The 23,788-nt window shown below is 63.8% G+C and carries 19 protein-coding genes; 10 read left to right on the top strand and 9 right to left on the bottom strand.

Annotated elements, in window-relative coordinates; all coding sequences use genetic code 11:
• The first annotated feature begins 32 nt into the window (after positions 1-32).
• Positions 33-815 (top strand): gamma-glutamyl-gamma-aminobutyrate hydrolase family protein, encoded by a 783-nt coding sequence (locus J7392_RS13125; RefSeq protein ID WP_168612018.1) that lies wholly within the window; start codon positions 33-35, stop codon positions 813-815.
• A gap of 149 nt (positions 816-964) precedes the next feature.
• On the opposite strand, the gene J7392_RS13130 is transcribed toward J7392_RS13125, so the two are convergent.
• Entirely contained in the window at positions 965-1,552 is a 588-nt protein-coding gene (locus J7392_RS13130; protein ID WP_209217944.1) for a transposase, read from the bottom strand.
• 44 nt (positions 1,553-1,596) lie between these two features.
• A complete protein-coding gene (locus J7392_RS13135; RefSeq protein WP_209217946.1) occupies positions 1,597-2,349 on the bottom strand; it encodes an SDR family oxidoreductase in 753 nt (250 codons plus the stop codon).
• A 236-nt stretch (positions 2,350-2,585) separates the two neighbouring features.
• Between J7392_RS13135 and J7392_RS13140 the strand changes: the two genes are divergently transcribed.
• The 4 genes from J7392_RS13140 (at position 2,586) to J7392_RS13155 (ending at position 8,048) form a co-directional block, all read left to right on the top strand.
• The gene (locus J7392_RS13140; RefSeq protein WP_209217948.1) at positions 2,586-3,302 is read left to right on the top strand and encodes a hypothetical protein; all 717 of its coding nucleotides are present in this window, start codon (positions 2,586-2,588) and stop codon (positions 3,300-3,302) included.
• A gap of 244 nt (positions 3,303-3,546) precedes the next feature.
• On the top strand, positions 3,547-5,121 hold the full coding sequence (locus J7392_RS13145) for a Re/Si-specific NAD(P)(+) transhydrogenase subunit alpha (protein ID WP_209217950.1): 1,575 nt from the start codon (positions 3,547-3,549) through the stop codon (positions 5,119-5,121).
• Between the two features lie 13 nt (positions 5,122-5,134).
• Positions 5,135-6,568 carry an NAD(P)(+) transhydrogenase (Re/Si-specific) subunit beta gene (locus J7392_RS13150; RefSeq protein WP_209217952.1) on the top strand — a complete coding sequence of 478 codons (1,434 nt, stop codon included), beginning with the start codon at positions 5,135-5,137 and terminating at the stop codon, positions 6,566-6,568.
• Between the two features lie 211 nt (positions 6,569-6,779).
• Positions 6,780-8,048 (top strand): DUF3422 domain-containing protein, encoded by a 1,269-nt coding sequence (locus tag J7392_RS13155; RefSeq protein WP_209217954.1) that lies wholly within the window; start codon positions 6,780-6,782, stop codon positions 8,046-8,048.
• On the opposite strand, the gene J7392_RS13160 is transcribed toward J7392_RS13155, so the two are convergent.
• The 4 genes from J7392_RS13160 to J7392_RS13175 form a co-directional block, all read right to left on the bottom strand.
• Positions 7,984-9,057, bottom strand: a complete 1,074-nt coding sequence (locus J7392_RS13160) for a YeeE/YedE family protein (protein ID WP_209217955.1) — start codon at positions 9,055-9,057, stop codon at positions 7,984-7,986. The genes J7392_RS13155 and J7392_RS13160 overlap by 65 nt on opposite strands.
• 207 nt (positions 9,058-9,264) lie before the next feature.
• A complete protein-coding gene (locus J7392_RS13165) occupies positions 9,265-10,263 on the bottom strand; it encodes an ABC transporter permease (protein ID WP_067263326.1) in 999 nt (332 codons plus the stop codon).
• Positions 10,256-11,293 (bottom strand): ABC transporter permease, encoded by a 1,038-nt coding sequence (locus J7392_RS13170; protein WP_067263329.1) that lies wholly within the window; start codon positions 11,291-11,293, stop codon positions 10,256-10,258. Before J7392_RS13170 ends, J7392_RS13165 begins: the two co-directional genes overlap by 8 nt.
• A 120-nt stretch (positions 11,294-11,413) precedes the next feature.
• The gene (locus J7392_RS13175; RefSeq protein ID WP_209217957.1) at positions 11,414-13,135 is read right to left on the bottom strand and encodes a peptide ABC transporter substrate-binding protein; all 1,722 of its coding nucleotides are present in this window, start codon (positions 13,133-13,135) and stop codon (positions 11,414-11,416) included.
• Positions 13,136-13,448: 313 nt separating this feature from the next.
• Between J7392_RS13175 and J7392_RS13180 the strand changes: the two genes are divergently transcribed.
• The 5 genes from J7392_RS13180 (at position 13,449) to J7392_RS13200 (ending at position 20,316) form a co-directional block, all read left to right on the top strand.
• The gene (locus tag J7392_RS13180; protein WP_209217959.1) at positions 13,449-15,281 is read left to right on the top strand and encodes an ABC transporter ATP-binding protein; all 1,833 of its coding nucleotides are present in this window, start codon (positions 13,449-13,451) and stop codon (positions 15,279-15,281) included.
• Positions 15,282-15,291: 10 nt separating this feature from the next.
• The gene (gene argE, locus J7392_RS13185; RefSeq protein WP_209217961.1) at positions 15,292-16,455 is read left to right on the top strand and encodes an acetylornithine deacetylase; all 1,164 of its coding nucleotides are present in this window, start codon (positions 15,292-15,294) and stop codon (positions 16,453-16,455) included.
• A 93-nt stretch (positions 16,456-16,548) separates the two neighbouring features.
• A complete protein-coding gene (locus J7392_RS13190) occupies positions 16,549-17,895 on the top strand; it encodes an FAD-binding oxidoreductase (protein WP_209217963.1) in 1,347 nt (448 codons plus the stop codon).
• A gap of 23 nt (positions 17,896-17,918) precedes the next feature.
• A complete protein-coding gene (locus J7392_RS13195) occupies positions 17,919-19,085 on the top strand; it encodes a M20 aminoacylase family protein (RefSeq protein ID WP_209217965.1) in 1,167 nt (388 codons plus the stop codon).
• Positions 19,086-19,152: 67 nt separating this feature from the next.
• Positions 19,153-20,316, top strand: coding sequence for a M20 aminoacylase family protein (locus tag J7392_RS13200; protein ID WP_209217967.1), 1,164 nt, complete (start codon positions 19,153-19,155; stop codon positions 20,314-20,316).
• 57 nt (positions 20,317-20,373) lie between these two features.
• Here J7392_RS13200 and J7392_RS13205 read toward each other — a convergent pair whose 3' ends face one another.
• The 3 genes from J7392_RS13205 to moaA are packed head-to-tail and all read right to left on the bottom strand — an operon-like array spanning position 20,374 to position 23,714.
• Positions 20,374-21,417: a glycosyltransferase family 4 protein gene (locus J7392_RS13205; RefSeq protein ID WP_209217969.1), complete on the bottom strand. Its 1,044-nt coding sequence runs from the start codon at positions 21,415-21,417 to the stop codon at positions 20,374-20,376.
• Positions 21,410-22,702: a 3-deoxy-D-manno-octulosonic acid transferase gene (locus tag J7392_RS13210; protein ID WP_209217971.1), complete on the bottom strand. Its 1,293-nt coding sequence runs from the start codon at positions 22,700-22,702 to the stop codon at positions 21,410-21,412. The genes J7392_RS13205 and J7392_RS13210 overlap by 8 nt, the downstream gene beginning before the upstream one ends.
• Positions 22,703-22,706: 4 nt before the next feature.
• On the bottom strand, positions 22,707-23,714 hold the full coding sequence (gene moaA / locus J7392_RS13215) for a GTP 3',8-cyclase MoaA (RefSeq protein ID WP_209217973.1): 1,008 nt from the start codon (positions 23,712-23,714) through the stop codon (positions 22,707-22,709).
• Positions 23,715-23,788: the final 74 nt, after the last annotated feature.

The following is a 23,788-nucleotide window of genomic DNA, read 5'->3' on the forward strand; positions in this document are numbered from 1 at the left end:
ATGTTCGGGCCATGGTGAACAAGAGGTAACTCATGGCCCGACCCGTCGTTGGTATCATTGGCAATTCCTACCTGCTGAACGATCAATACCCCGTCCACGCGGGCGGGCAGATGAACACCGAAGCGATTGCCGAGGTCTCAGGCTGTCTGCCGCTTATCGTGCCGAGCGATCCGCGCTTTGTCTCGGTCGAGGAATTGCTGGAGGTCTGCGACGGTTTCCTGTTGACCGGCGGGCGCCCCAATGTGCATCCCGAAGAATATGGTGAGCCTGAGACGGAGGCCCATGGTGCCTTTGACCGCGCGCGCGACGCGGTGGCGCTGGCGCTTGTGCGGGCCTGTGTGGCGCGGGGCCAACCCTTCCTCGGCCTTTGCCGCGGGTTTCAGGAGGTAAACGTCGCCATGGGTGGGTCGCTCTATCCTGAGATTCGCGATCTGCCGGGGCGGATGAACCACCGGATGCCCCCCGATGGCACCATCGAAGAGAAGTTCGAACTACGCCATGACGTAAGCTTTACCGAAGGTGGTGTGTTCCACCGTGTGATGGGCGCGTCCAAAGTGCTGACCAACACGCTGCACGGGCAGGGGATCAAGGAACCCGGCCCGCGCGTGGTGATAGACGGCCACGCGGATGATGGCACGCCCGAGGCGATCTATATCAAAGACGCGCCGGGCTTTACCCTCGCCGTGCAGTGGCATCCCGAGTGGAACGCGGCCAATGACCCGGTCTCGCGCCCGCTGTTCGAACATTTTGGCGCGGCAGTGCGGGCTTGGGCGGCAGATGGATCGGCCATGCCGGTGATGACCGCCGCGCAGTAGGGCGGGGCGCAGGGCGCGCGCGTTGCACTCTCGATAAACGCGCGCCGCGCTTCTCGGGGGGCGCGGCAGCCTGCATCGCAACGCAGTCGTTCTGTCAATTCCCCGCGACCCCAATCGCGCCGTCAACGGATGCATAGCCTCAACGCCTTTCAACTGTGCAGCCCGTTGAGTGGCGTAACAGGTGGGGCCGCGTGGTTCAGCGGCGTCACATCATCATCCAAAACCGCGTCCTCCTCTAGCGGCCCCGCCTCCGCGCCCTGAGGCGCTGGCGGACCTGAGCAGGCGCGGGTATAGGAGCTGTAAGGCCAAGCCTCAGGACGGTCACAATAGCCTGCGTGCACGGGGCTGAGGTGCACCAAGCCGCAATGCCGTTCGAAATCCGCGTGGTCACGGATCCGATGCTCCCAAAATCGCCGCTGCCAAATCCCTTTCTCGCCCCGTTTGATCTGCCGCAGACTGCGATGCGGGGCTGGCGGGAGATGCCGGGAAAACCGCCCCTTCCACATGCCGATCCGATTGCCGTAATCGGTATCGTCGGGCGGCAGGGTCCAGACCGTATGGAGCACATCCGGCAAGATGGCGATGGCATCGATCCGGAAGGGTTTGCGCGCCAAAGTCTCACGCATCGCTTGGCGCAGGGCCGTGATATGCCGTAGCAGCGCGTCATCATCGCGCCGCGCGAGGCGCAGGGTAAAGAAATAGCTGTTCGGGCCATGGGATGGAGGGCTGTCTTTCATGGCCCTGAGCTTGGCCCAGCTTGGTTAAAGCAACCTTAACGCCGCTACATTTGCCCGCCAGCGATCTCGATCGACTGGCCGTTGATGCTTTCGGAGCCTTCGCCGACCAGCCATGCCGCCGCAGCAGCCACTTCCGAGGGGGCGATCAGACGTTTGTGGCGGTTGGCATTGACCATGACATCGCGGGCCTTTTCCTCGGAGAGCCCGGCGCGTTTGGAGATCGCCTGCGTGTTGCGCGCGATGATCTCGGTATCGACATAACCGGGGCAGAGGGCGTTGAAGGTAAAGGGCTGGCCCATGTAATCTTCGCTGAGCGCGCGGATCAGCCCGATCATCCCGTGTTTCGAGGCCGAGTAGCAGGCCGCCCCCGGCAGGCCGCGCAGCCCGGCCATGGAGGACACGGCGATGACCCGGCCCCAATCGGTCTGGCGCATGGATTTCAGGCTCTCGCGGATGGTGAGAAAGGCCCCGTCGAGATTGGTCGCCATCATGTCGCGCCAGAAATCGAGGTCGGTTTTATGCAGTGACCGGCCTTCGGCCACGCCCGCATTGGCCACGCAGATTTGCACCGGGCCATTGGCCTCGACCGCGCGGGCGATGGTCTCGGTGACCTGCGCCTCGTCGCGCACGTCCATCGCCATGCCGCTGATGTCATCGCCTGACACGGCGTCGAGCACCTCCTGACGCCGCCCGGTGATGGTGACCTTCGCGCCCTTCGCGGCCAAGTCCTGCGCGATGGCCAGCCCGATGCCGGTGCCACCGCCGGTGATGAATGCGTGTTTGTTCTGCAATGTCATAATGCCTCCCCTTTGTGGGCAGGGTGGCGCGGTGGGGGCGGCAGTACAATAGGCAGCTTTTGATAACGGGGCGTTATTTTCGGGGCGGCTGGCACGGCGATAGGCCAAATCTTGCCGCCCGCCGATCACATTTGCGGAAGCCTTACGCCTGACTATTGCAGCGCTCGCCGCCTTGGCGCACTGGTCGGATGGGTAACCTGATGGCAGGGCCCTGCCAGAACCATTGGAGCAGTAAAATGAAACACATAGAATTTTCAGTTCTCGCCCTTTCCGCAGCCCTCGCTTTTGGGGCAACCACAGCGCGGGCGGTCGAAGTGACGGGCGGATCGGTCGGGCTTTCCTATTCCGCATTCGCGGACGACACCGATTTCAGCCGGCTTGGCCTTGATGGGTCGGTAGAGCTTGGCTTTAACCGCAACCTTAGCTTGCAGTTCGACGCCGGTTACAGCGACTTCGACTTTGTCGATGAAGACAGCCATTTGCTGGGCCTGCACGGCATTTACCACTGGGACGAAGCAACCTCTTTCGGGGCCTTCTACACCCGGGAGGAAGCCTTGGGCGGAGATGCGGATATCTTGGGTCTCGAAGCAGGCTATGAAATGCTAGATTGGGACTTCGAAGGCTATCTGGCCCATGTCGATACCGATGCAGGCGACGGCACGCTTGGCGGTATCAAGGCGCGTTATGCGCTGGCGGAAGGCTTTGGCATCAGCGGCTCCTATGATCGGCTAGGCAGCGATGGAGACGACCTGTCGCGTTTTGCTATGCGGCTTGATCGTGAGGTTTCCCCGACCACCAATCTATTCTTGGAAGTCGGGTCTGCCAAGGTGGACGTGGGCGGCATCAGCGAGTCCGAGCCCTTCGTCGGTCTGGGCGGCGAAATCAACTTCGGCGCGGATCGTGGCACCACCTTTGACCAGCGCGGCTTGGCGCGTCTGATCCCCGGTCTTTGATCGCGACTTAGCCGTCGTTTGACACTTCGGCATGGCCCTCGGGCCATGCTACTGGCGCGGGGTGGAACGGCTGTTCTATCTCTGCGCCGAGAACAGCAAACCGTTCTTCCGATGTCGCGGTGCAGCAATTTTGCACCGTTTCACCCCGCGGTTTGCTTGTACTATTGCTGCGCGCGCGCTATCGCTCTGACTAACAAAGTTGCGCCAGAGCGGCGCGACGGGCCAGCAAAGGGGGACTCTTGGTTTGAAAATCGGGACACCAAAAGAAATATTTGAGGGCGAGAACCGGGTCGCGATGACCCCGGAAAGCGCGCTGCAACTGCAAAAACTCGGGCATAGCTGCGTCATCGAGACGGGCGCCGGGGCGGCTGCGGGCTTTGACGATGCCGCCTATGAAGCCGCGGATGTCGAGGTGGTGCAATCTGCCGCCGCGCTTTACGAGGCCGCCGATGTGGTTGCCAAGGTGCGCCCGCCCTCTGAGGATGAGGTCAAGTACCTGCGCGCAGGCCAGACGCTGATCTCCATGTTCAACCCCGCCGGCAATACCGAGTTGATGGAGGCCGCGGCCGAGAAGGGCGCGACCGTCATGGCGATGGACATGGTGCCGCGCATCAGCCGGGCCCAGAAGATGGACGCGCTTTCGTCGATGGCGAACATCGCGGGCTACCGCGCGGTGATCGAGGCGGGCAACAACTTCGGTCGTTTCTTCACCGGTCAGATCACCGCGGCGGGCAAGGTGCCCCCGGCCAAGGTTTTGGTCGTCGGCGCTGGTGTCGCGGGTCTTGCCGCCATCGGCACGTCGACCTCGCTCGGCGCGATCACGCTGGCCTTCGACGTGCGCCCCGAAGTGGCCGAACAGGTCGAGAGCATGGGCGCCGAGTTCGTCTATCTCGACTTCGAGGAAGAACAGCAAGACGGCTCCGCTTCGGGCGGCTATGCCTCTGTTTCCTCTCCCGAATTCCGCGAAGCGCAGCTGGCCAAGTTCCGCGAGTTGGCGCCCGATGTGGACATCGTGATCACCACGGCGCTGATCCCCAACCGCGAAGCGCCGGAGCTTTGGACCGAGGACATGGTGCAGGCGATGAAGCCCGGCTCGGTGATCGTGGACCTCGCCGCGGAGAAGGGCGGCAACTGCAAGCTCACCAAGATGGACGAGAAGATCGTCACTGACAACGGTGTCACGATCATCGGCTACACCGATTTCCCCTCGCGCATGGCGACGCAGGCTTCGACACTCTATTCCACCAACATCCGCCACCTGATGACGGATCTGACGCCCGAGAAAGACGGTGTCATCAACCACGACATGGAAGATGACGTGATCCGGGGCGCGACCATCACCCACGAAAAAGAAGTGACCTTCCCGCCGCCACCGCCCAAGGTCGCAGCCATCGCGGCTGCGCCGAAAAAGGAAAAGGTTAAAGAAAAGACCCCGGAGGAGAAGCGTGCTGACGAATTGGCTGCTTTCAAAGCGCAGACCAAGAACCAAGTCACGCTCTTGGCCGTCGGCGCGGCGTTGCTGCTCGGTGTCGGCCTCGTCGCCCCCGCCAGCTTCATGCAGCACTTCATCGTCTTCGTTCTGGCGGTCTTCGTCGGTTTCCAAGTGATCTGGGGCGTGGCGCACAGCCTGCACACCCCGCTGATGGCGGTGACCAATGCGATCTCCTCGATCATCATTCTGGGCGCGCTGATGCAGATCGGCTCTGGCTCGTGGCTGGTGATCCTTCTTGCTGCCCTGTCGGTCTTTATGTGTGGGATCAACATTTTCGGCGGCTTCCTCGTGACACGGCGCATGCTCGCCATGTTCCAGAAATCCTGAAGGAGCGAGCATCATGGAATACGGATTCACGACAGCGGCCTATGTGGTCGCAGCGGTTCTCTTCATCCTGTCGCTCGGCGGTCTGTCGGGGCAGGAAAGCGCGAAACGCGCGGTATGGTATGGTATCGCCGGCATGGCGCTGGCGGTCATCGCCACGCTGATCGGGCCGGGGGCGGGGCTGTGGCTCCTCTCGCTGATCCTAATCGCCGCCGGCGGTGCCGTCGGCTACCAACTGGCCACCCGCGTGCAAATGACGCAGATGCCCGAGCTTGTCGCGGCCATGCACAGCCTCGTCGGTCTCGCTGCGGTTTTCGTGGGCTACAACGCTCATATCGAACTGGGCAACGTGCTGGCGATGGACGATGTGGCGCGCAAGGCGACCGAGGGTTTCGCAGCACTTCTGGCCAAGAAGGACAGCGTCGAGATCGCGATCCTGCGGGTTGAGTTGTTCCTCGGCGTCTTCATCGGTGCCGTGACCTTCACCGGATCGGTCATCGCCTATGGCAAGCTCGCGGGCCGCGTGAGCTCTGCGGCCACCAAGCTGCCGGGTGGTCACCTGCTCAACGCGGGCGCGGCGGTGATCTCGCTGCTCTGCCTGATCTGGTACTTCAACACCGGGGGCTTCCTGCCGCTGTTCATCATGACGCTGGCGGCGCTGTTCATCGGCTATCACCTGATCATGGGCATCGGCGGCGCGGACATGCCGGTGGTTGTCTCGATGCTGAACAGCTACTCCGGCTGGGCCGCGGCGGCGATTGGCTTCTCGCTCGGCAACGATCTTCTGATCGTGGTCGGCGCGCTGGTCGGCTCCTCGGGTGCGATCCTCAGCTACATCATGTGCAAGGCGATGAACCGCTCGTTCATCAGCGTCATCCTCGGCGGCTTCGGCGGTACCTCGGGCCCCGCGATGGAGGTCGAGGGCGAGCAGGTGGCGATCGAGGCCGACGGTGTGGCGCAGGCGCTCAACGAGGCCGACAGCGTCATCATCATCCCCGGCTACGGCATGGCGGTGGCACAGGCGCAAGGTGCTGTCAGCGATCTGGTCAAGAAGCTGCGCGCCAAGGGCAAGAACGTGCGTTTCGCCATCCACCCGGTGGCGGGCCGTCTGCCCGGGCACATGAACGTGCTTCTGGCCGAGGCCAAGGTGCCCTATGACATCGTGATGGAGATGGAGGAGATCAACGACGACTTCCCCGACACCGACGTCGCCATCGTCATCGGCTCCAACGACATCGTGAACCCCGCTGCACAGGACGATCCCAACAGCCCCATCGCCGGGATGCCGGTGCTGGAATGCTGGAAGGCGAAGACCGTCATCGTCTCCAAACGCGGGCAGGGCACGGGCTATTCCGGCATCGAGAACCCTCTGTTCTTTAAGGAGAATACGCGCATGTTCTACGGTGACGCGAAGGCCAGCCTCGACAAGTTGCTGCCGCTGATCGACTGACGTTTTCTTTCAAAGAAAACGGCCGGGAATTTTTGAAAAATTCCCCGCCCATCCCATGAGCGCCCCGCCGGAAACGGTGGGGCGTTTTCCGTTATGGCCTTGCGGTATACCTCGGTATGCATCAACCCGTTGAAAAGGCGTGACTTTTTTACTGTTCATCGGCGGCAATGACGCTATTCTTGACGGGATACACCCAACAGCGGACCCCATTATGGCCCCGATCAAAGACCACCCGCAGCGGCTTGCCCTTACCGGCGAAATGCACGCGCGCCCGTTTCCGCAGCTTGCCGCGCCCTCTCGGGTTGCCTTTCTCGCGGTAAAACCCGCGCCCGATGCCATGCCGCAGGCCGAGTTGAACGCGCTGCTGGCCCATTACGGCGCCCCACGCGCCGATGCGGCGGCCACGCATTATTACGGAGAGATGGGCCGCTTCACCCTGAAATGGGAGCAGCATACCGAGTTCGTCACCTATACGGTCATCGCCCCCTCAGGCCGGAGCCTGCCCTTCGCCGCCACGGATTTCGACGCCTTCCCAGAGGATTGGCTGGCCGAAGTGCAGGGGGAGCGGATCACCTCGGCCCTGCTTGCGGTGCTGCCGAAGCCGGAAGCCGACGATGAGATCGCGGCGCATTTGCAAGACTGGTTCGTGCCCGAAAGCCTCGCCGTGGCGGAGGTGCTGGATGGGGCGGCGGTGGTGGCCAGTGACTTTCGGATTGATCCCGCAGGCCATCTGCGCCTCGCGCTTTTCACCGATGCAACGACAGGCCAGCGGCGGATTGGGCGGATCGTGCAGCGGCTCTGCGAGATCGAGACCTATAAGGCGATGTCGATGCTGGGGTTCATGCAGGCCCGCGACATGGCCGGGGCGCTGAACGATTTGGACGGACAGCTATCGACGCTCATGGGGGCGATGCGCAGCGGGGCGGGCACGGCGGCTGAGGAAACGCTGCACGCGCTTTTGGACGTGTCGGTCGCACTGGAGGCGCTGACGGCGGAGACCGCCTATCGTTTCGCCGCCACGGGTGCCTATGAGGCCATCGTCTATGAACGTATCTCGGCCCTGCGTGAGGCCCGTTTTCTGGGGCGGCAGGGCTTTGGGGAGTTCATGATGCGCCGCTATGCGCCCGCGATGCGCACGGTAAAATCGACCGAGACGCGCTTGCAGACCATCGCCGCGCGGGCACTGCGGGCAGCGGATCTTTTGCGGACGCGCGTGGATGTGGAACGCTCGGCCCAGAACCAAGCGATCCTTGCCAGTATGGACCGCCGCGCCGATCTGCAACTGCGGCTGCAACATACCGTAGAGGGGCTGTCGGTCGTGGCGATCAGCTATTACGCGGTGTCGCTGGCGGGCTATCTGCTCTACCCGCTCGCTGCGCCACTTGGGGTCAGCAAGGGGCTGCTGACCGCCGCCGTCACTCTGCCGGTTGTGCTTGGCGTGTGGTGGACGCTGCGCCGTTTGCGGCGGAAGATCGGTTGAGCAGCGCCTGCATGGCCAAACCGCCCAAAGCGATCATCACGATGGCCACGATAGCCGCGACCGAAAGCGTCGGCACGCCGGAGAGCCCCGCGCCCAAGGTGCAGCCCCCGGCCAACACGCCGCCCACGCCCATCATGGCGGCCCCGGTCAGGTAGCGCCCGGTCTGACGGGGGGCGTCAAAGCTCTGCCACCGGAACTCCCGCGCGAAGAGGCTGGCGATCAGCGCACCGACAAAGACGCCGCCCAATAGCCCGGTGCCAAAGCCTGCGGGGATTGAACTGCTGGCGATGGTCCAGAACAGAGTATCGGCAGAGGGCGAGGTGAAGCTAAGGCTCTCCATCGCGATCGGGTCGAATTCATCCAGCAGGATAAACCCGGTGCCGACCCATGCGGCAGGCACCAAAAGCCCGATCAAACCGGCCATCACCAGTTGCCCCGGACGGTTGCCCGAGCGCAGCGCATAGGCCAGCGCCGCCACGGCGATCAGACCGCCCCAAACCAGCGCACCGCCGGGCAGGGCAGCAAGGCTCACGCTCTCGCCCATGTCCACGGTCACGGACCCAAGCGCCACGCGCAGCGGTGCCAGAACACCTTTGAGGGTGGCATGGGCCACCACGGCAAAGACCAGCACCACCAGCGCCCCGCGCAGGTTGCCGCCGCCTGTCAGCACCGTAAGGCGCGAGATGCAGCCGCGCGTGAGCACCATGCCTGCGCCGAACAGCAGCCCGCCGATGCCAATCGCCAGAAACGGCACTTCAGAGGTCATGAAACGATGCGCGTCGAAACTGATCCAACCCGCGGCCACGGCGGCCTGCGTGCCGATCACCGCCAGCGCCAACGCGGTGAGCCAGACGCCGAGCGCTTGGCGTCGGTCTTCGCCCACGAGGCTGCGGCGAAAGCAAAATCGCGTGCGCTGCGCCAGCACACCGAACGCCAGCCCGATGAGGGCCGCCAGCAGAACGGACGCCTCTTTTGCTGTCGTCTCTTCAAAGCCGAAAGACTCAAACATCGCGAAAACCCTCGAAAACGGAATTATTTCCCATTTGGAGCGGGTGAGGGTCACAATCAAGTGAAAGCGCACAGGGTCGACCCCCGGAGGGGTGAATTAAATTCCGTATTGATGGGAAAAGGGGCGACGCTGTTCACCCTGCGTCATGGGGCGCGAAACAACCGGCCCCTGCCACAGGGGGCAGGGGCCGGTCGGTTCCTATTTTGCTCAGCGTCCGCGAATGCGCGGGTCGAGCGCGTCGCGCAGACCGTCGCCGAGGTAGTTCACCGCAAGCACGGTCAGCGAGATGGCGATGCCCGGCAGCATCACCCGCTCGGGGAACTCCTGCATCCGGTCCACGGCATCGGCCAGCTGCTTGCCCCATGTGGGGAAGTCCGACGGGAAGCCGACGCCAAGGAAGCTCAGCGCGCTTTCGGTGATGATTGCCGTGGCGAGGCCAAGGGTCGCCGAGACCATGATGGGCGAGATCACGTTGGGTAGCAGGTGGCGGCGGATGATCTTGCCCGGCGTCGTCCCGATGGAGCGCGCGGCGAGGATGAACTCACGCTCTTTCAGCGCCAGAATGTCGCCGCGCACGATCCGCGCGGTCTGCATCCATGAGGTCAAGCTGATGACCGAGACGATGAGGATGAACATGCCCCCCTCCGGCCCGAACTGCGCCCGCAGCGGTTGGCCAAAGAGCGTCACGGCAAGCAGGACCAGAGGCAGGATCGGCAGGCTGAGGATCAGGTCGGTGAACCGCATCAGCCAGAAATCCATACGTTTGAAAAAGCCCGAGAGCACGCCGACGGCGGTGCCGATGATCAGCGCCAGCGCCATTGCCATCCAGCCCACGGCCATCGACACGCGCCCGCCAAAGAGCATCTGCGCAAGGATGTCGCGGCCCAACTGGTCGGTGCCGAAGGGATGGGCCCAGCCCGCCTTGGCATCGCCATCCCACAGCAGGGTATAGATCGGCCGCCAGTTTTTGTTGCGGATGTCCAGCTTCTTGGCGTCGATGTCCCACAGATAGGGGCCAAAGATCACCGCCAGCGTGATGAAGATCAGGAAACCACCGCCAAAAAGCGCGCCCTTGTGTTTGCGGAACTGGTCCCAAACGTCGCGCCATTGGCTGCGCGGCGGCTTTTGCGGGCCTTTGTCTTGCAGGGCCTTCATGAACTCGAGGTCGGCTTCGACCGGGCTTGCGGGAATGGGTTGCTCAGTCATAACGGATCCTTGGGTCAAGCAGGCCGTAGAGGATATCTGCGATCAGGTTGAACAGCACGATCAGCACCGCGAAGATGAAGGTCAGGGTCATCACCATCGGCAGGTCGTTGGCGCGCAGCGCGGTCAGCAGCAGTTGGCCGATGCCGTTCACCTTGAAGACGTTCTCGGTGATGATGGCGCCGCCAAAGATTGCGGGCATGCCGAGCGCGATGACGGTGACCACCGGGATCATCGAGTTGCGCAGCACATGCACCATGACCACGACGCTTTCCTTCAGACCCTTGGCGCGGGCGGTGCGCACGTAGTCTTGGTTCAGGTTGTCGAGCATGGCACCGCGCATGTAGCGGCTGATCTGCGCCGTGGTTTGCAGCGCCAGCACCATCACCGGCATAATCATCTGAAAGAACTGCACCTTGAAGCTTTCCCAGTCGTTCACGACATGGGTCGTATCGTAGATCGACGGCAGCCAGCCCAGAGAGACCGAGAAGATCACGATGAGCAGCGGACCGGTGAAGAAGGGCGGGATCGAAAAGCCGATCATGGTGATGAACGTCCCGGCCTGATCGAAGACCGAATAGTGCCGGTAGGCCGAGTAGATGCCGATGGGGATCGCGATGACGATGCCCACGATATAGGCCAGCCCCACGACCCAGAGGGTCTGCGGCATGCGCTGGATCACGATGTCCATCACCGGCGAACGGGTCTGCCAAGAGATCACGCGCAGCTTGCCTTCGGAAAGCGCCGTATCGGGCAGCCAGCTGAACAGGGCGGAGTGGTTGGTCAGATAGTCGATGAAAACCTGCGGCTCGATCCAGAAGACCTGCACGAGCCATTTCCAATATTGGATATAGATCGGCTGGCCGAGGCCGAGCGCTTCGCGCATCTTCTCTTTCACCTCGGGCGGGACCGTCAGCGGCACTTGGGCCATCGGGTCGCCGGGGGCGAGTTGCAGCAGCAGGAAAATCACCAGGCTGATAAACAAAAGCGTCGGGATCGACAAAAGAAGTCGTCGGATGGTGAAGGTCAACATGGGCGTCGCCTTTGTAGGTCAGTCTGTGAGGGGGTGGGGGCGAGACGGGGGCGCGCGGATGACGCACACCCCCGAAGGTCGGTGAAGGGAGGCGCGGGCCTGCCGCGCCTCCGTCCTAGATCACTCTTCCATGCGGTACCAATCGGCGGCATTCCACAGTTCGGAGTCCCATGTGTTCAGCACAACGCCACCAAGGGTGTTGGAAGCAGCCGAGACGCGGCCACGGTCCACCAGCGGCAAGATCGAGTAGCTGTCTTTGGTCAGCATGTCGTTCAGCTTCTTGGCCAGTTCGCCACGCTTTTCCATTTCGCCGGTGCGGCCCAGTTCGGCCACCATCGCATCATACTCTTCGTTGCAGAAGCGGTTGATGTTCTCGCCCTGCCACTGTGTCTCAGGGCTGGGGAACTTGGCGCAGGTCCGCTGGGCAAGGTAGCTCTGCGGGTCGGTGCCGTCGAAGTTGTTGGCGTACATTTCAACGTCTGCATAGAAACGCTGGAACGTGTCGGTCGAACCGGGGTCGCCGCCGAAGAAGACCGAAGCGTCGATGTTGCGCAATTCGGTTTCAACACCGATCTGGCTCCACCAATCCTTGATCAGCGCTTGGAAGTCCTGACGCACGGCGTTGGTCGAGGTCTGGTAGAGCAGGGACAGTTTCTCGCCATCCTTCTCACGCACCCCGTCGCCATCGCTGTCAACCCAGCCCGCTTCGTCCAACAGCGCCTTGGCGCCTTCGATGTCTTGGGTCAGACAGTCGGTGTTGTCCGAGGCGTAAAGCTCGGGCGCGGGCACCATGTTGCAGGTCGCGCGGCCCGCTTGGCCGTAGCCCACTTCGACCAGCAATTCGCGGTCGATCGCCATGGAGAGCGCCCGGCGGACTTTCTCATCGCTCAGGATCGGGTGCGGATGTTTAGCTGTGGCGCGTTCACCTTCGGGAAGGTCTGGCGAGGCATCGGTCATGTTCAGTTCAAGACGCTCAACCAGCGTGCCGAAAGCCGACATGGGCTTGCCCTTGCCGCCTTCGGCCATCTTGGCGATGACATCGGGGGCCAGTTGCAGGTTCCAGGCGTAGTCGAACTCACCCGTTTCCATCACGGCACGGCCCGCCGCTGTCGCGTCACCGCCGCCTTTGAAGGTCAGCGTGGCGAAGGCAGGCTTGCTCGGGTCGCGGTAGTTCTCGTTCGCGGCCATGGTGATCACGTCGTTCGGGCGGAACTCGGTGACGGTGAAGGGGCCAGTGCCGATGGGGTTGAAGTTGGCCTCGGTGCACTCAGGCGCTTTGGCGCCGGTACAATCAGCGAACTGTGCCGCCTGAATGATCGGGGATTGGCCGCCCATGAAGGGGCCGTAGGGGTTCGGCATCGGCTCGGAGAAGGTAACTTTGACCGTCTGGTCGTCGACCACATCAACCGAGGAGACACCTTCAAATTTAGCCAACTGCGCGCAGCCGCCTTCGGGGTTCATGCAGTAATCGGCGGTGAACTTGACGTCATTGGCAGTGACGGGGGTGCCGTCGGACCACATCAGCCCGTCTTTCAGCTTCCATGTGATGGTCTTGAGGTCTTCGCTGACGCCGCCGTTTTCCAGCGTCGGAATCTCGGTCGCCAGATAGGGCACCAGCGCGCCGTTCTGGTCGTAGCGGCCCAGCGGTTCGAGAACCAGCGAGGAGGCTTCGACGTCTTTTGTGCCGCTCGACAGATAGGGGTTCAGGATCGAAGGCGCCTGCCAATAGATGATCTTGACTTCGCCGTCGCGGCCCCGCTCGCCCTCATGGGCTTCGGCAAAGGCCATAGGGGCAAGCGCCGTCGATGCGACAGCCCCCATCAATAGGGTCTTCAATTTCATATCTTACTCCATGTTGGACACGTGGGCGTGCCGCTTATTGTCGACGGGATGTTCCCCGCCTTGTTGTTGTCGCCCCGGAAAGAACATGAGCTTCGCCAGCTAAACATAACAAAACAAGCAATATTCAACCTGTGATCGAAGCACTCTTTCCAAACCGCATGGGCTATATCGAAACAGGTTTGCCGGAAATTGCAAGGGCGGACGTGGCGCAATTATGACAAAGCTCGAAGTCTGCGCGTCAGGTTTGACAGTCTCGTGACATTCGCCGTAGCGTCGGGCAAAATCTGCGCCAATAAAAACAACAGGGAAACAGATGCTGGATCACACCAATGGGGCGCCAATCGCCCAAATTCAGGGCCTGCGCGTCGAATTTCAAACCAAAGATGGCCCCGTGGTCGGTGTTGAGGATGTCAGTTTCGACATCAATCCCGGTGAGACGGTTTGCGTGGTCGGGGAATCAGGATCGGGCAAATCGGTGTCCTCCCTGTCGCTGATGCGACTGGTTGAGTATGGCGGCGGTGAAATTGCAGGCGGTCGCCTGCTTTTTGAGCGCGGTGAAGAAGGCCAAGTCGATCTCGCGGCCAGCGGCGGCAATCTGATGCGCAAGATTCGCGGCAATGAGATCGGCATGATCTTCCAAGAGCCGATGACCGCGCTGAACCCGGTCTTCACCATCGGCAAGCAGATGACCGAAGGTCTGCGCCTGCATCTGAACATGACCCGCAAAGAGGCCGAGGCCCGCGCGCTGGAACTGATGAAACAGGTCCGCATCCCCGAGCCGGAGCGCCGCCTCAAGCAGTACCCCCACGAACTTTCAGGCGGCATGCGGCAGCGCGTGGTGATCGCCATGGCGCTGGCCTGCGAGCCGCGCCTCTTGATCGCCGATGAGCCCACAACCGCGCTCGACGTGACCATCCAGGCCGAGATTCTCGCCCTGATGGATCGTCTTAAGCGCGAAACCGGCACGGCGGTGATGTTTATCACCCATGACATGGCCGTGGTGGCGCAGATGGCTGACCGGGTCGTCGTTATGTTCCGCGGCAAGAAGGTCGAGGAAGGCACCGTCGAAGAGATTTTCGAGAACCCGCAGCATCCCTATACCAAGGCGCTTTTGGCCGCCGTGCCGAAACTGGGCGAGATGACGGGCAAGCCATACCCTGAGCCGATGAAGCTTCTGGGCAGTGAGGACAAGGAAATCGTTCCGATCAAGGGCCGCGAAGAGGTGCTCTTGTCGGTCAAAAACCTCACCACGCGCTTTCCGGTGCAGGGCGGTTTCCTGCGCCGCACTGTGGCCAATGTGCATGCGGTCGAAGACCTGTCCTTTACGCTCAACAAAGGTCAGACGCTGAGCCTCGTCGGCGAATCGGGATGTGGCAAATCCACCGCCGGACGGTCGATCCTGCGGCTGGTGGAGCCGATGTCGGGAGAGGTGAACCTTGATGGTGTCGACATCATGTCGCTGGACCAATCGGCCCTGCGCACCGCGCGGCTCGACATGCAGATGATCTTTCAGGATCCCTTCGCCTCGCTCAACCCGCAGATGCAGCTGGCCGATCAGGTGGCCGAGCCGATCCACAATTTTGCGACCCTTAAGGGGGCCGAGATTACCAAACGGATCGAAATGCTCTTCGACCGGGTGGAACTGCCGCGGAGTTTCATGCGCCGCTTCCCGCATGAGCTGTCGGGCGGCCAACGCCAACGGGTCGCCATCGCCCGCGCGCTTGCGCTGAACCCCAAGCTGATCATCGCGGATGAAGCGGTCTCGGCCCTCGACGTGTCTGTGCAGGCGCAGGTGCTCAACCTGATGATGGAGCTTCAGGCCGAGATGGAACTGTCGTTCCTCTTCATCAGCCACGACATGGCGGTGGTGGAGCGGGTGAGCCACTATGTCGGCGTCATGTATCTGGGGCGCATCGTCGAGATGGGCTCGCGCCAGCGGGTGTTTGAGAACCCGCAGCACCCCTATACCCAAGCGCTGATGAAGGCCGTGCCGATCGCCGATCCTCGCCGGCGCAAGTCCGAGAAGGACCTGAACTTCAAACCGATTCCCTCGCCGATCCACCCTGTCAGCTATCGGGCCGAGCCTTCGGTCTACCGCGAGGTGGAGCCGGGGCACCATGTGCTGACCACCGACAGTGGCTATTGAAAGAACACCAATGACCGAACGCCTGACCCCGCTTGAGTTGATGACCAAACTCATCAGCTTCCCCACCGTGTCGCGGGACACCAACATCCCGCTGATCGACTGGGTGGCCGAGTACCTCGCCTCCCACGGGATCGAGAGCCACCGCTACATCGATCCTGATCAGCCCAAACATGCGCTTTTCGCCCATGCGGGCCCGTGGGAGGAGGGGGCCGTCGTCCTGTCGGGCCATACCGATGTGGTGCCGGTCGACGGGCAGGCATGGGACACCGACCCTTTCACCGTGACCGAGAAAGACGGCCGCTATTATGGCCGGGGCACCTGCGACATGAAGGGCTTTGACGCGCTGGCGATCTGGGCTTTGGTCGAGGCGCATTATGCAGAGGTAAAACGCCCCCTACAGATCGCGCTCAGCTTTGACGAAGAGATCGGCTGCACCGGCGCGCCGCCGATGATCCAAGCGATGCAGGGCGTGGTGCCCAAGGGCTCGGCGGTGATCGTGGGCGAGCCTTCGACCATGCAGGCGGTGACTGGCCACAAGGGCGGCATTGGCTTTAACACGCACCTTGTGGGCTTTGAGGTGCATTCCTCGCTGCTGCATACCGGGGTCAATGCGATCATGGCGGGTGCCAAGCTCATCGAATGGGCCAACGACGTAAACAGCGACAACATGGCCGCCAAACCGACCGAGACGGCGGCGATGTTCGACCCGCCCTTCACCACCGCCCATGTCGGCGTGATCGAAGGCGGCACGGCCCACAACATCACCGCCAAGGACTGCAAATTCGCCATGGATTTCCGCGTGGTGCCGGGTGAAGACAAAGACAAATGGGGCACCGCCTACCTCAAGAAGGTCCGTGAGGTCGAAAAGCAGATGCAGGACGTGGTGCCCGAAACCTATATCGAGACTTCGACCCGTTTCGACGTGCCCGCGCTGCAGCCCGAAAAGGACGGCGAGGCCGAACAGATCGTGCGCCAGATCACCGGGGACAACGCCAGCCACAAGGTCAGCTATGGCACAGAGGCCGGGCAGTTTCAGGAGGCGGGCTATTCCGCCGTGATCTGCGGCCCGGGCGACATCGCGCAGGCGCATCAGCCCAACGAATACATCAAGGTTGTGCAGTTCGAGGCCGGTCACGACTTCATGCGCCGCCTGCTGACCCGCTTGCAGGGCTGAGCCAACCCTGACAGACCGAAGACAGGCCCCCCGGGGCCTGTCCGTTCCACGGCCGCCCGGTGCAGCCGCGCGGCGTCAGCCCCCGGGGTCCGCATGTCCGCCTTTCCCATCACCCTTGCCACACCCGGCAGCTATCCGCGCACCCCGCCGCGCGAGAGCGAGGTCGTCGTCATCGGCGGCGGGGTGATCGGGGTCTGCACCGCGTTGTTCCTCGCCCGCGCCGGGCGGCAGGTCACGCTGTTGGAAAAGGGCCGCATCGCCGCAGAGCAATCCAGCCGCAACTGGGGCTGGATTCGGCAACAGGGGCGCGACCCGGACGAATTGCCGATTATGGTGGAGGCCGCGCGGCTTTGGCGTGAACTGGCCCCCGACCTCGACCGCGACATCAGGTTGCAGCAGACCGGCGTCACCTATCTGGCCGAGACCGAGGCCAAGATGCAGCGCTTTGCCGGCTGGCTGCCCCATGCCAAGACCCATGGCGTCGACAGCCGGTTGCTGGACGCAGACGCGGTCGCCAAGGCCTTTCCGGGGCTGGCCGGAACCTATGCGGGCGCCTTGACCACCCCTTCGGACATGCGCGCCGAGCCTTGGGCCGCCGTGCCCGCGCTTGCGGCGCTGGCGGCGCGCGAAGGCGTGAAGATCATCGAGAATTGCGCGGTGCGGCGCCTCGACATTAGCGCCGGTCACGTGGCGGGCGTGGTGACCGAAGCGGGCGCGATTCGTTGTTCCTCGGTCGTGCTGGCGGGCGGGGCGTGGTCGGCGCTGTTCCTGCGCGCCCATGGCGTCAGCCTGCCGCAGCTTTCGGTGCGCGAAAGCGTGCTGGCCACCAATGTGCTGCCCGAGGTTCACGTCGGGGCCGCCGCCGAGGCAGGTCTTGCCTTCCGCCGCCGCGCCGATGGCGGCTATACGCTCGCCCCCGGCGGGCGGCCCGATCTCTATGTCGGACCGGATGCCTTCCGCGCCCTGCGGCACTACCTGCCGCAACTGCGCCAAAGCCCCTTCGGCCAGCGTCTGCGCGCCGCGGCCCCGCGCGGCTTTCCCGATGCGTGGCGCACGCCCCGGAACTGGGCGGCTGACGCGCACAGCCCCTTTGAGGCGATGCGCATCCTCGACCCCATGCCGGACCACCGCGCCCTGCGCCGGGCGCGCAAACGCTTTGCCGCGCTTTATCCCGATCTGCCGCCCGTCACCGCCCGCGCCTCATGGGCCGGCATGATCGACACGATGCCGGATATCGTGCCGGTAGTGGATGCTTGCGCGCAGATCCCCGGCCTTGTGATCGGCACCGGCATGTCGGGCCACGGCTTTGGCATCGGGCCGGCCATGGGGCGGGTGCTCTCGGCACTGGTCATGGGCGACGCGCCGGGCCATGATCTGCGCAGATTCCGCGCCGACCGTTTCAGCGATGGCAGTGCCATCCGCCTCGGTCCGACGTTCTGAGCATATTTCGAAAAGGACATTTCATGCCGATCAAGAACCGCTTTGCCGAGACCCATGCCGAGATCACCGCCTGGCGCCGCCATCTGCACCAGCACCCGGAGCTGATGTTCGACCTGCCCGAGACTTCGCGCTTCGTCGAGGAGAAGCTGCGCAGCTTTGGCATCACCGACATCACCACCGGCATCGCCCAGACCGGCGTGGTCGCGGTGATCGAAGGGCAGAGCAACACATCAGGCCGCACCATCGGCCTGCGCGCCGACATGGACGCCCTGCCGATCACCGAGGCGACCGGACTGCCCCATGCCTCGAAGACCCCCGGCAAGATGCATGCCTGCGGCCATGACGGCCATACCGCGATGTTGCTCGGGGCCGCGCAGTACCTCGCCGAGACGCGCAACTTCGATGGCCGCGTCGTGCTGATCTTCCAGCCCGCCGAGGAGGGCGGCGGCGGCGGCAACGTCATGGTGCAGGAGGGGCTGATGGACCGCTGGGGCATCGACGAGGTCTACGGCATGCACAACATGCCCGGCCACCCGACCGGGCAATTCGCCATCCGCGAGGGCGCGCTGCTGGCGGCTGCGGACGAGTTTGCCATCATGCTGACGGGCCAAGGCGGCCATGCCGCGGCCCCGCATGAGGCGGTGGACACGAACCTCGCCGCCGCGCATGTGATGATCGCGCTGCAATCCATCGCCAGCCGCAACACCGATCCGCTGAAACAGGTCGTCGTCTCGGTCTGCACCCTGCGCAGCGACACCGACAGCCACAACGTCTTGCCGCATCAGGTGCTATTGCGCGGGACGGTGCGCACGCTGGATTCGGAGGTTCAGGATTTGGCCGAGCGTCGTCTGCACGACCTCACCCGCCTGACGGCGGAGGCACATCAATGCCGGGCCGAGATCGACTACCAGCGCGGCTACCCGGTCACCCGCAACCATGCCGATCAAACCCGCTTTGCCGCTGAGGCCGCCGACAAGGTCACCCCCGGCACCGATCGCGACACCCCGCCGATCATGGCGGGAGAGGATTTTTCCTATATGCTCAATGCGCGACCGGGTGCCTATATTATGATCGGCAACGGCGAAGGGGCGACGGTCCATCACCCGGAATATGACTTTGACGACGCCGCGATCCCGGCGGGCTGTTCGTGGTTCGCGCAGGTGGTTGAGGACCGGCTGGCAAGGGCGTAAGCATGTGGCAGATAAATGCGACTGCATGAAAACAGCGCCCAACCCAACTCCGGAGGATACTTCCTAAATGCCCGTTAAGAACCGATTTGCCGAGCTGCACGCCGACATCACCGCATGGCGCCGCAACCTGCATGAAAACCCCGAGATCCTGTTCGAGACCCACCGCACCTCGGCCACCGTGGCCAAGAAGCTGCGCAGCTTCGGCTGCGACGAGGTTGTCGAGGGCATTGGCCGCACCGGTGTCGTCGGCGTGATCAAGGGCAAGGAGACCGGCTCGGGCAAGGTCATCGGTCTGCGCGCCGACATGGATGCGCTGCCGATCCACGAACAAACCGGGCTGGACTATGCCTCCAAGACCGATGGCGCGATGCATGCCTGCGGCCATGACGGTCACACCGCCATGCTCTTAGGTGCCGCGCAATACCTCGCCGAGACCCGCAATTTTGACGGCACTGTCGTGGTGATCTTCCAGCCCGCCGAAGAGGGCGGCGGCGGCGGTCGCGAGATGTGCGAAGACGGCATGATGGAGCGTTGGGGCATTCAGGAAGTCTACGGCATGCACAACTGGCCGGGCATGCCCACGGGCTCCTTCGGCATCCGCGCAGGCTCGTTCTTTGCCGCGACCGATCAGTTCGACATCACCTTCGAAGGCCGCGGCGGCCATGCCGCCAAGCCGCATGAGACCGTTGACACCACCGTGATGTCCGCGCAGGCCGTGCTGGCGCTGCAGACCATCACCGCGCGCAACGCCGACCCGGTGGAGCAGATCGTGGTCTCCGTCACCTCTTTCGAGACCTCTTCGAAAGCCTTCAACGTGATCCCGCAGAAGGTGCAGATCAAAGGCACCGTGCGCACCATGTCCGCCGAGATGCGGGAACTGGCCGAAAAGCGGATCAACGAGATCTGCACCGGCATCGCGGGCACCTTCGGCGGCAGCGCCGATGTGACCTACCATCGCGGCTACCCGGTCATGGTGAACCACGAGGAGCAGACTGAGTTTGCCGCTGACGTGGCGCGCTCGATCTCCGGCCAATGCGAGGAAGCGCCGCTGGTCATGGGCGGCGAAGACTTCGCCTTCATGCTGGAAGAGCGTCCGGGCGCCTATATCCTCGTCGGCAACGGCGACACGGCGGCGGTGCACCACCCGGAGTATAACTTCAACGACGAAGCCATTCCGGCGGGGTGTAGCTGGTGGGCAGGCATCGTCGAGCAGCGGATGCCGGCGGCCTAATAGCGGCGAAAGACGTGCGAGCGCGCCTCCCTCGGGGGGCGCGTTTCTCTTTGGGGGCTAGCCGCGCTCCCAAAGCGCGTTGTAGACGGCTTCGATCCCATCGGCCTCGGCCCGGGCGCTGAAACGCTGTTCAGCCCAGTGGCGCGCGGCCTCGGAGAGGGCGGCTTGGTCATCGCGCTCAAGCAGGGACAGGGCGGCTTGGGCCGCCGCCTCCGCCGCACCCAGTGGCACGACCTTGCCCACGCGCCCCCCGTTCGAGAAGGCGCCGTAATAGCCCGCATCGCTGCCCACGAAAGGCACGCCCGAGGCGAGCGCTTCGAGCGGGACCATGCCATAGCCCTCGTAGCGCGGCAGTTGCACCACCAGCGACAGGGCGCGCATCAGTTTCGGCAGGTCGGCGGCGGGGTACTCGCCGATGAAAAGCAGCCGATTGGCAAGGCCCGCGGCCTCGACCTGCGCCTTGAGCTTGGTCAAAAACGCCTCATGTTTGCCGCCCGCCCGGCCAATCACCAGCGCCACCGCGCCGGGGCGTTGGGGCAACAGGCGCAGCATGGCCTCGACGAAAAGGTCGGTGCCTTTCTCAGGCCGGATGCGCCCCACGGTGGCGATGCCATGGGTGCCGCCAAAGCCCAACTGCTCCCAAGCGTTCGCCCGGTTCGTCGCGGGGGAGAAGACATCGGTGTCCACCCCATGCGGCACCACGGCGCGGACGTGTGGCACAAACTCCGCCGCGCGTTCGGTCGTGGCAATCACCGCGTCCATCTGCCGGATCAGCCAACGCGGATAGGCCGAATGCAGGCGCTGCGCGGCAGAGGTAAAGACGATCCGGATATTCGCCCCGCGCACATCGCGCAGCCAAAGCGCGCTGCGCATTTCGGTGTTGCGGCGCACATGCCAAATGGCGAAGGGGCGGCCTTGGGGGGGATGTTTGCGGGTGATCCGCCCCGCCGCGACGCGGGTCAGTGGCACCGGGCAGCCGGGCAGGGGCTGGCCCACCAGCGCCAAGTCATGCCGGTCGAGCTGCTGCCGGACCACATTGGCCGCCGTGGCCGAGACCCCGGTGAAATTGCGGTTGTAGTTGGTGACGAAAAGCTCAGGCATCGCTGTCCTCTCGCAGGTGCAGGGCCGTGATCAGGCGCTCGGCAATACTGTCGAGCTTGTCGGTCTGCCCGGCGGCATAGGCCTTGGCCGCCGCCACACCACTTGCACGGGCGATGTCGTTGCGCATCAGATCCCCCACACGGTCCGCCAAGTCCTGCGTGCCGGCGACGAGCCGCGCTGCACCTGCGGCTTCCATCTCGGCATAGGTCTCGGCGAAATTGGCGACATGGGTGCCTGAGAGCACCATCGCCCCGGCCTGCGCGACCTCATAGGGGTTGTGCCCCCCGATCGGGTGCAGCGACCCGCCCAGAAAGACGATGTCGGATAGCGCGTACCATGTGCCCAACTCGCCCAGAGTGTCGGCCAGATAGACCTGTTCGCGCGGCATGTCGCCCCGTGTTCTACGCCCATGCGTCAGACCGTAGCTGGCGATGAGACCGGCGACCTCGTCACCGCGCTCGGGGTGGCGGGGGGCAAGGATCAAGCACAGCTCGGGGATGCGCTCCAGCAGTTGGCGATGCGCCTCTAACACCGCTTTCTCCTCGCCCGGGTGGGTTGAGGAGGCGATCCAGACAGGGCGGCCCTCCAAGGCCGCCCGCGCCTCGGCAATGGTCTCCTCGTCCTGCGGCAGGGGGCCTGCCATGGACTTGAGGTTGATCCCGGGCGTGACCCGGTTAGCTGGGGCGTTGATCGTGGTCATGGCCCGAGCCATCGCGTCATTCTGTGTCAGGATCAGGTCGAACACGCCAAAGAGGAACCCCGCCAGTGCGGGCCGTTTCTGCCAGCTTTCGATTGAGCGTTGCGAGAGGCGGGCGTTGATCAGCGCCATCGCCGTGCCCCGCGCATGGGTCCGCCGCAGCATCTGCGGCCAAAGTTCGCTTTCCACGAAGAGCGCCGCATCGGGGCGCCAATGGTCAAGGAACCGCTTCAGCGGGCCGGGGGCGTCGAGCGGGGCGAACTGATGCCGTGTGCACGGGGGCAGGCGGCTGCCCACCAAACGGGCCGAGGTGGCGGTGCCGGAGGTGATGAGGAAATGCGCCTGCGGCAGGGCGTGCCCCATCCGGTCGATCAGCGCCAGAACCGACAGGCTCTCCCCAACCGAGGCTGCGTGAAACCAGATCAACTGCCCCTCGGGGCGGGGTTGGCTGGCATGGCCCAGCTTTTCGCGCGCGCGTTCCGGTGCGACCTCGGCGCGGCGCAGTTTGGCCATGGAGCGCCGCCCGGCCACGGGCAAGATCACACGGCTCGCCGCGACCCATGCCCGGTAGAGAAACGGCACCGCCAAAGGCTCAGCCGCCCGTGTGGCTCATGTGGCGGGGCATCTGCCCGTCGACACGCTGGCGCGAATAGTCGAAGTCATGCCCCTTGGGCTTGCGGTCGATGGCCGCGCGAATGGCCTCCTGTAGCGGCACATCCGTGTCAGGGTGATCGCGCAGAGGCTTGCGCAGATCGGCCACGTCCTCTTGGCCCAGACACATGAAGATCTCACCGGTGCAGGTGACCCGCACGCGGTTACAGCTTTCGCAGAAGTTATGGCTCAGCGGGGTGATGAAGCCGATCTTCTGCCCGGTCTCTTCCAGCCGCACATAACGCGCGGGGCCCCCCGTACGCTCGGCCAGATCGGTGACGGTGTAATGTTCGGCGTAACGGGCGCGCACGTCGCGCAGCGACCAGTATTGGCCGAAACGATCCTCGTTGCCCAAATCGCCCATCGGCATGACCTCGATCCACGTGAGATCTATGCCCCGCTCGGCGCACCACTCGGTGATATGCAGCAATTCGGGCTCGTTGAAGCCCTTGAGCGCCACGGCGTTGATCTTGATCTTCAGGCCTGCGCGCTGCGCCGCGTCGATCCCGCGCAGCACCTGCGGCAGGCGGCCCCAGCGGGTGATGTCCGCAAATTTCTGCTCGTCCAGCGTGTCGAGCGAGACATTCACCCGGCGCACCCCGGCGGCATAGAGATCGTCGGCAAACCGCTCCAACTGGCTGCCGTTGGTGGTCAGCGTCAGCTCCTTCAGCTTGCCGCTGTCGAGATGCCGTTTCATGCCGTCGAAGAAGGTCATGATGCCGCGCCGGACCAGCGGCTCACCCCCGGTGATGCGCAGCTTCTCGACGCCGAGGTCGATGAAATTGCTGCACAGGCGGTCGAGCTCCTCCAGCGTCAGCAATTCCTTCTTCGGCAGGAAGGTCATGTTCTCCGACATGCAGTAGACGCAGCGGAAATCGCAGCGGTCGGTGACGGAGACGCGCAGATAGGTGATCGCGCGCATGAAGGGGTCAATGAGGGGTGCTGTCATGCTTCATAGGTAATGCCCCGCCCAACCCGGGGCAAGCGCCATTTGGGCGATTGATAAGGGGGCAGGGCGCGGAT

It is taken from the genome of Sulfitobacter sp. R18_1, assembly GCF_017743915.1.
Taxonomy (GTDB): Bacteria; Pseudomonadota; Alphaproteobacteria; order Rhodobacterales; family Rhodobacteraceae; genus Sulfitobacter; species Sulfitobacter faviae.

What these genes read in the sequence shown, in the direction of transcription:
- J7392_RS13125 (WP_168612018.1), top strand. Translation starts at nt 33, where the DNA reads ATGGCCCGACCCGTCGTTGGTATCATTGGCAATTCCTACCTGCTGAAC.
- J7392_RS13130 (WP_209217944.1), bottom strand. Translation starts at nt 1,552, where the DNA reads ATGAAAGACAGCCCTCCATCCCATGGCCCGAACAGCTATTTCTTTACC.
- J7392_RS13135 (WP_209217946.1), bottom strand. Translation starts at nt 2,349, where the DNA reads ATGACATTGCAGAACAAACACGCATTCATCACCGGCGGTGGCACCGGC.
- J7392_RS13140 (WP_209217948.1), top strand. Translation starts at nt 2,586, where the DNA reads ATGAAACACATAGAATTTTCAGTTCTCGCCCTTTCCGCAGCCCTCGCT.
- J7392_RS13150 (WP_209217952.1), top strand. Translation starts at nt 5,135, where the DNA reads ATGGAATACGGATTCACGACAGCGGCCTATGTGGTCGCAGCGGTTCTC.
- J7392_RS13155 (WP_209217954.1), top strand. Translation starts at nt 6,780, where the DNA reads ATGGCCCCGATCAAAGACCACCCGCAGCGGCTTGCCCTTACCGGCGAA.
- J7392_RS13160 (WP_209217955.1), bottom strand. Translation starts at nt 9,057, where the DNA reads ATGTTTGAGTCTTTCGGCTTTGAAGAGACGACAGCAAAAGAGGCGTCC.
- J7392_RS13165 (WP_067263326.1), bottom strand. Translation starts at nt 10,263, where the DNA reads ATGACTGAGCAACCCATTCCCGCAAGCCCGGTCGAAGCCGACCTCGAG.
- J7392_RS13170 (WP_067263329.1), bottom strand. Translation starts at nt 11,293, where the DNA reads ATGTTGACCTTCACCATCCGACGACTTCTTTTGTCGATCCCGACGCTT.
- J7392_RS13175 (WP_209217957.1), bottom strand. Translation starts at nt 13,135, where the DNA reads ATGAAATTGAAGACCCTATTGATGGGGGCTGTCGCATCGACGGCGCTT.
- J7392_RS13180 (WP_209217959.1), top strand. Translation starts at nt 13,449, where the DNA reads ATGCTGGATCACACCAATGGGGCGCCAATCGCCCAAATTCAGGGCCTG.
- argE (WP_209217961.1), top strand. Translation starts at nt 15,292, where the DNA reads ATGACCGAACGCCTGACCCCGCTTGAGTTGATGACCAAACTCATCAGC.
- J7392_RS13190 (WP_209217963.1), top strand. Translation starts at nt 16,549, where the DNA reads ATGTCCGCCTTTCCCATCACCCTTGCCACACCCGGCAGCTATCCGCGC.
- J7392_RS13195 (WP_209217965.1), top strand. Translation starts at nt 17,919, where the DNA reads ATGCCGATCAAGAACCGCTTTGCCGAGACCCATGCCGAGATCACCGCC.
- J7392_RS13200 (WP_209217967.1), top strand. Translation starts at nt 19,153, where the DNA reads ATGCCCGTTAAGAACCGATTTGCCGAGCTGCACGCCGACATCACCGCA.
- J7392_RS13205 (WP_209217969.1), bottom strand. Translation starts at nt 21,417, where the DNA reads ATGCCTGAGCTTTTCGTCACCAACTACAACCGCAATTTCACCGGGGTC.
- moaA (WP_209217973.1), bottom strand. Translation starts at nt 23,714, where the DNA reads ATGACAGCACCCCTCATTGACCCCTTCATGCGCGCGATCACCTATCTG.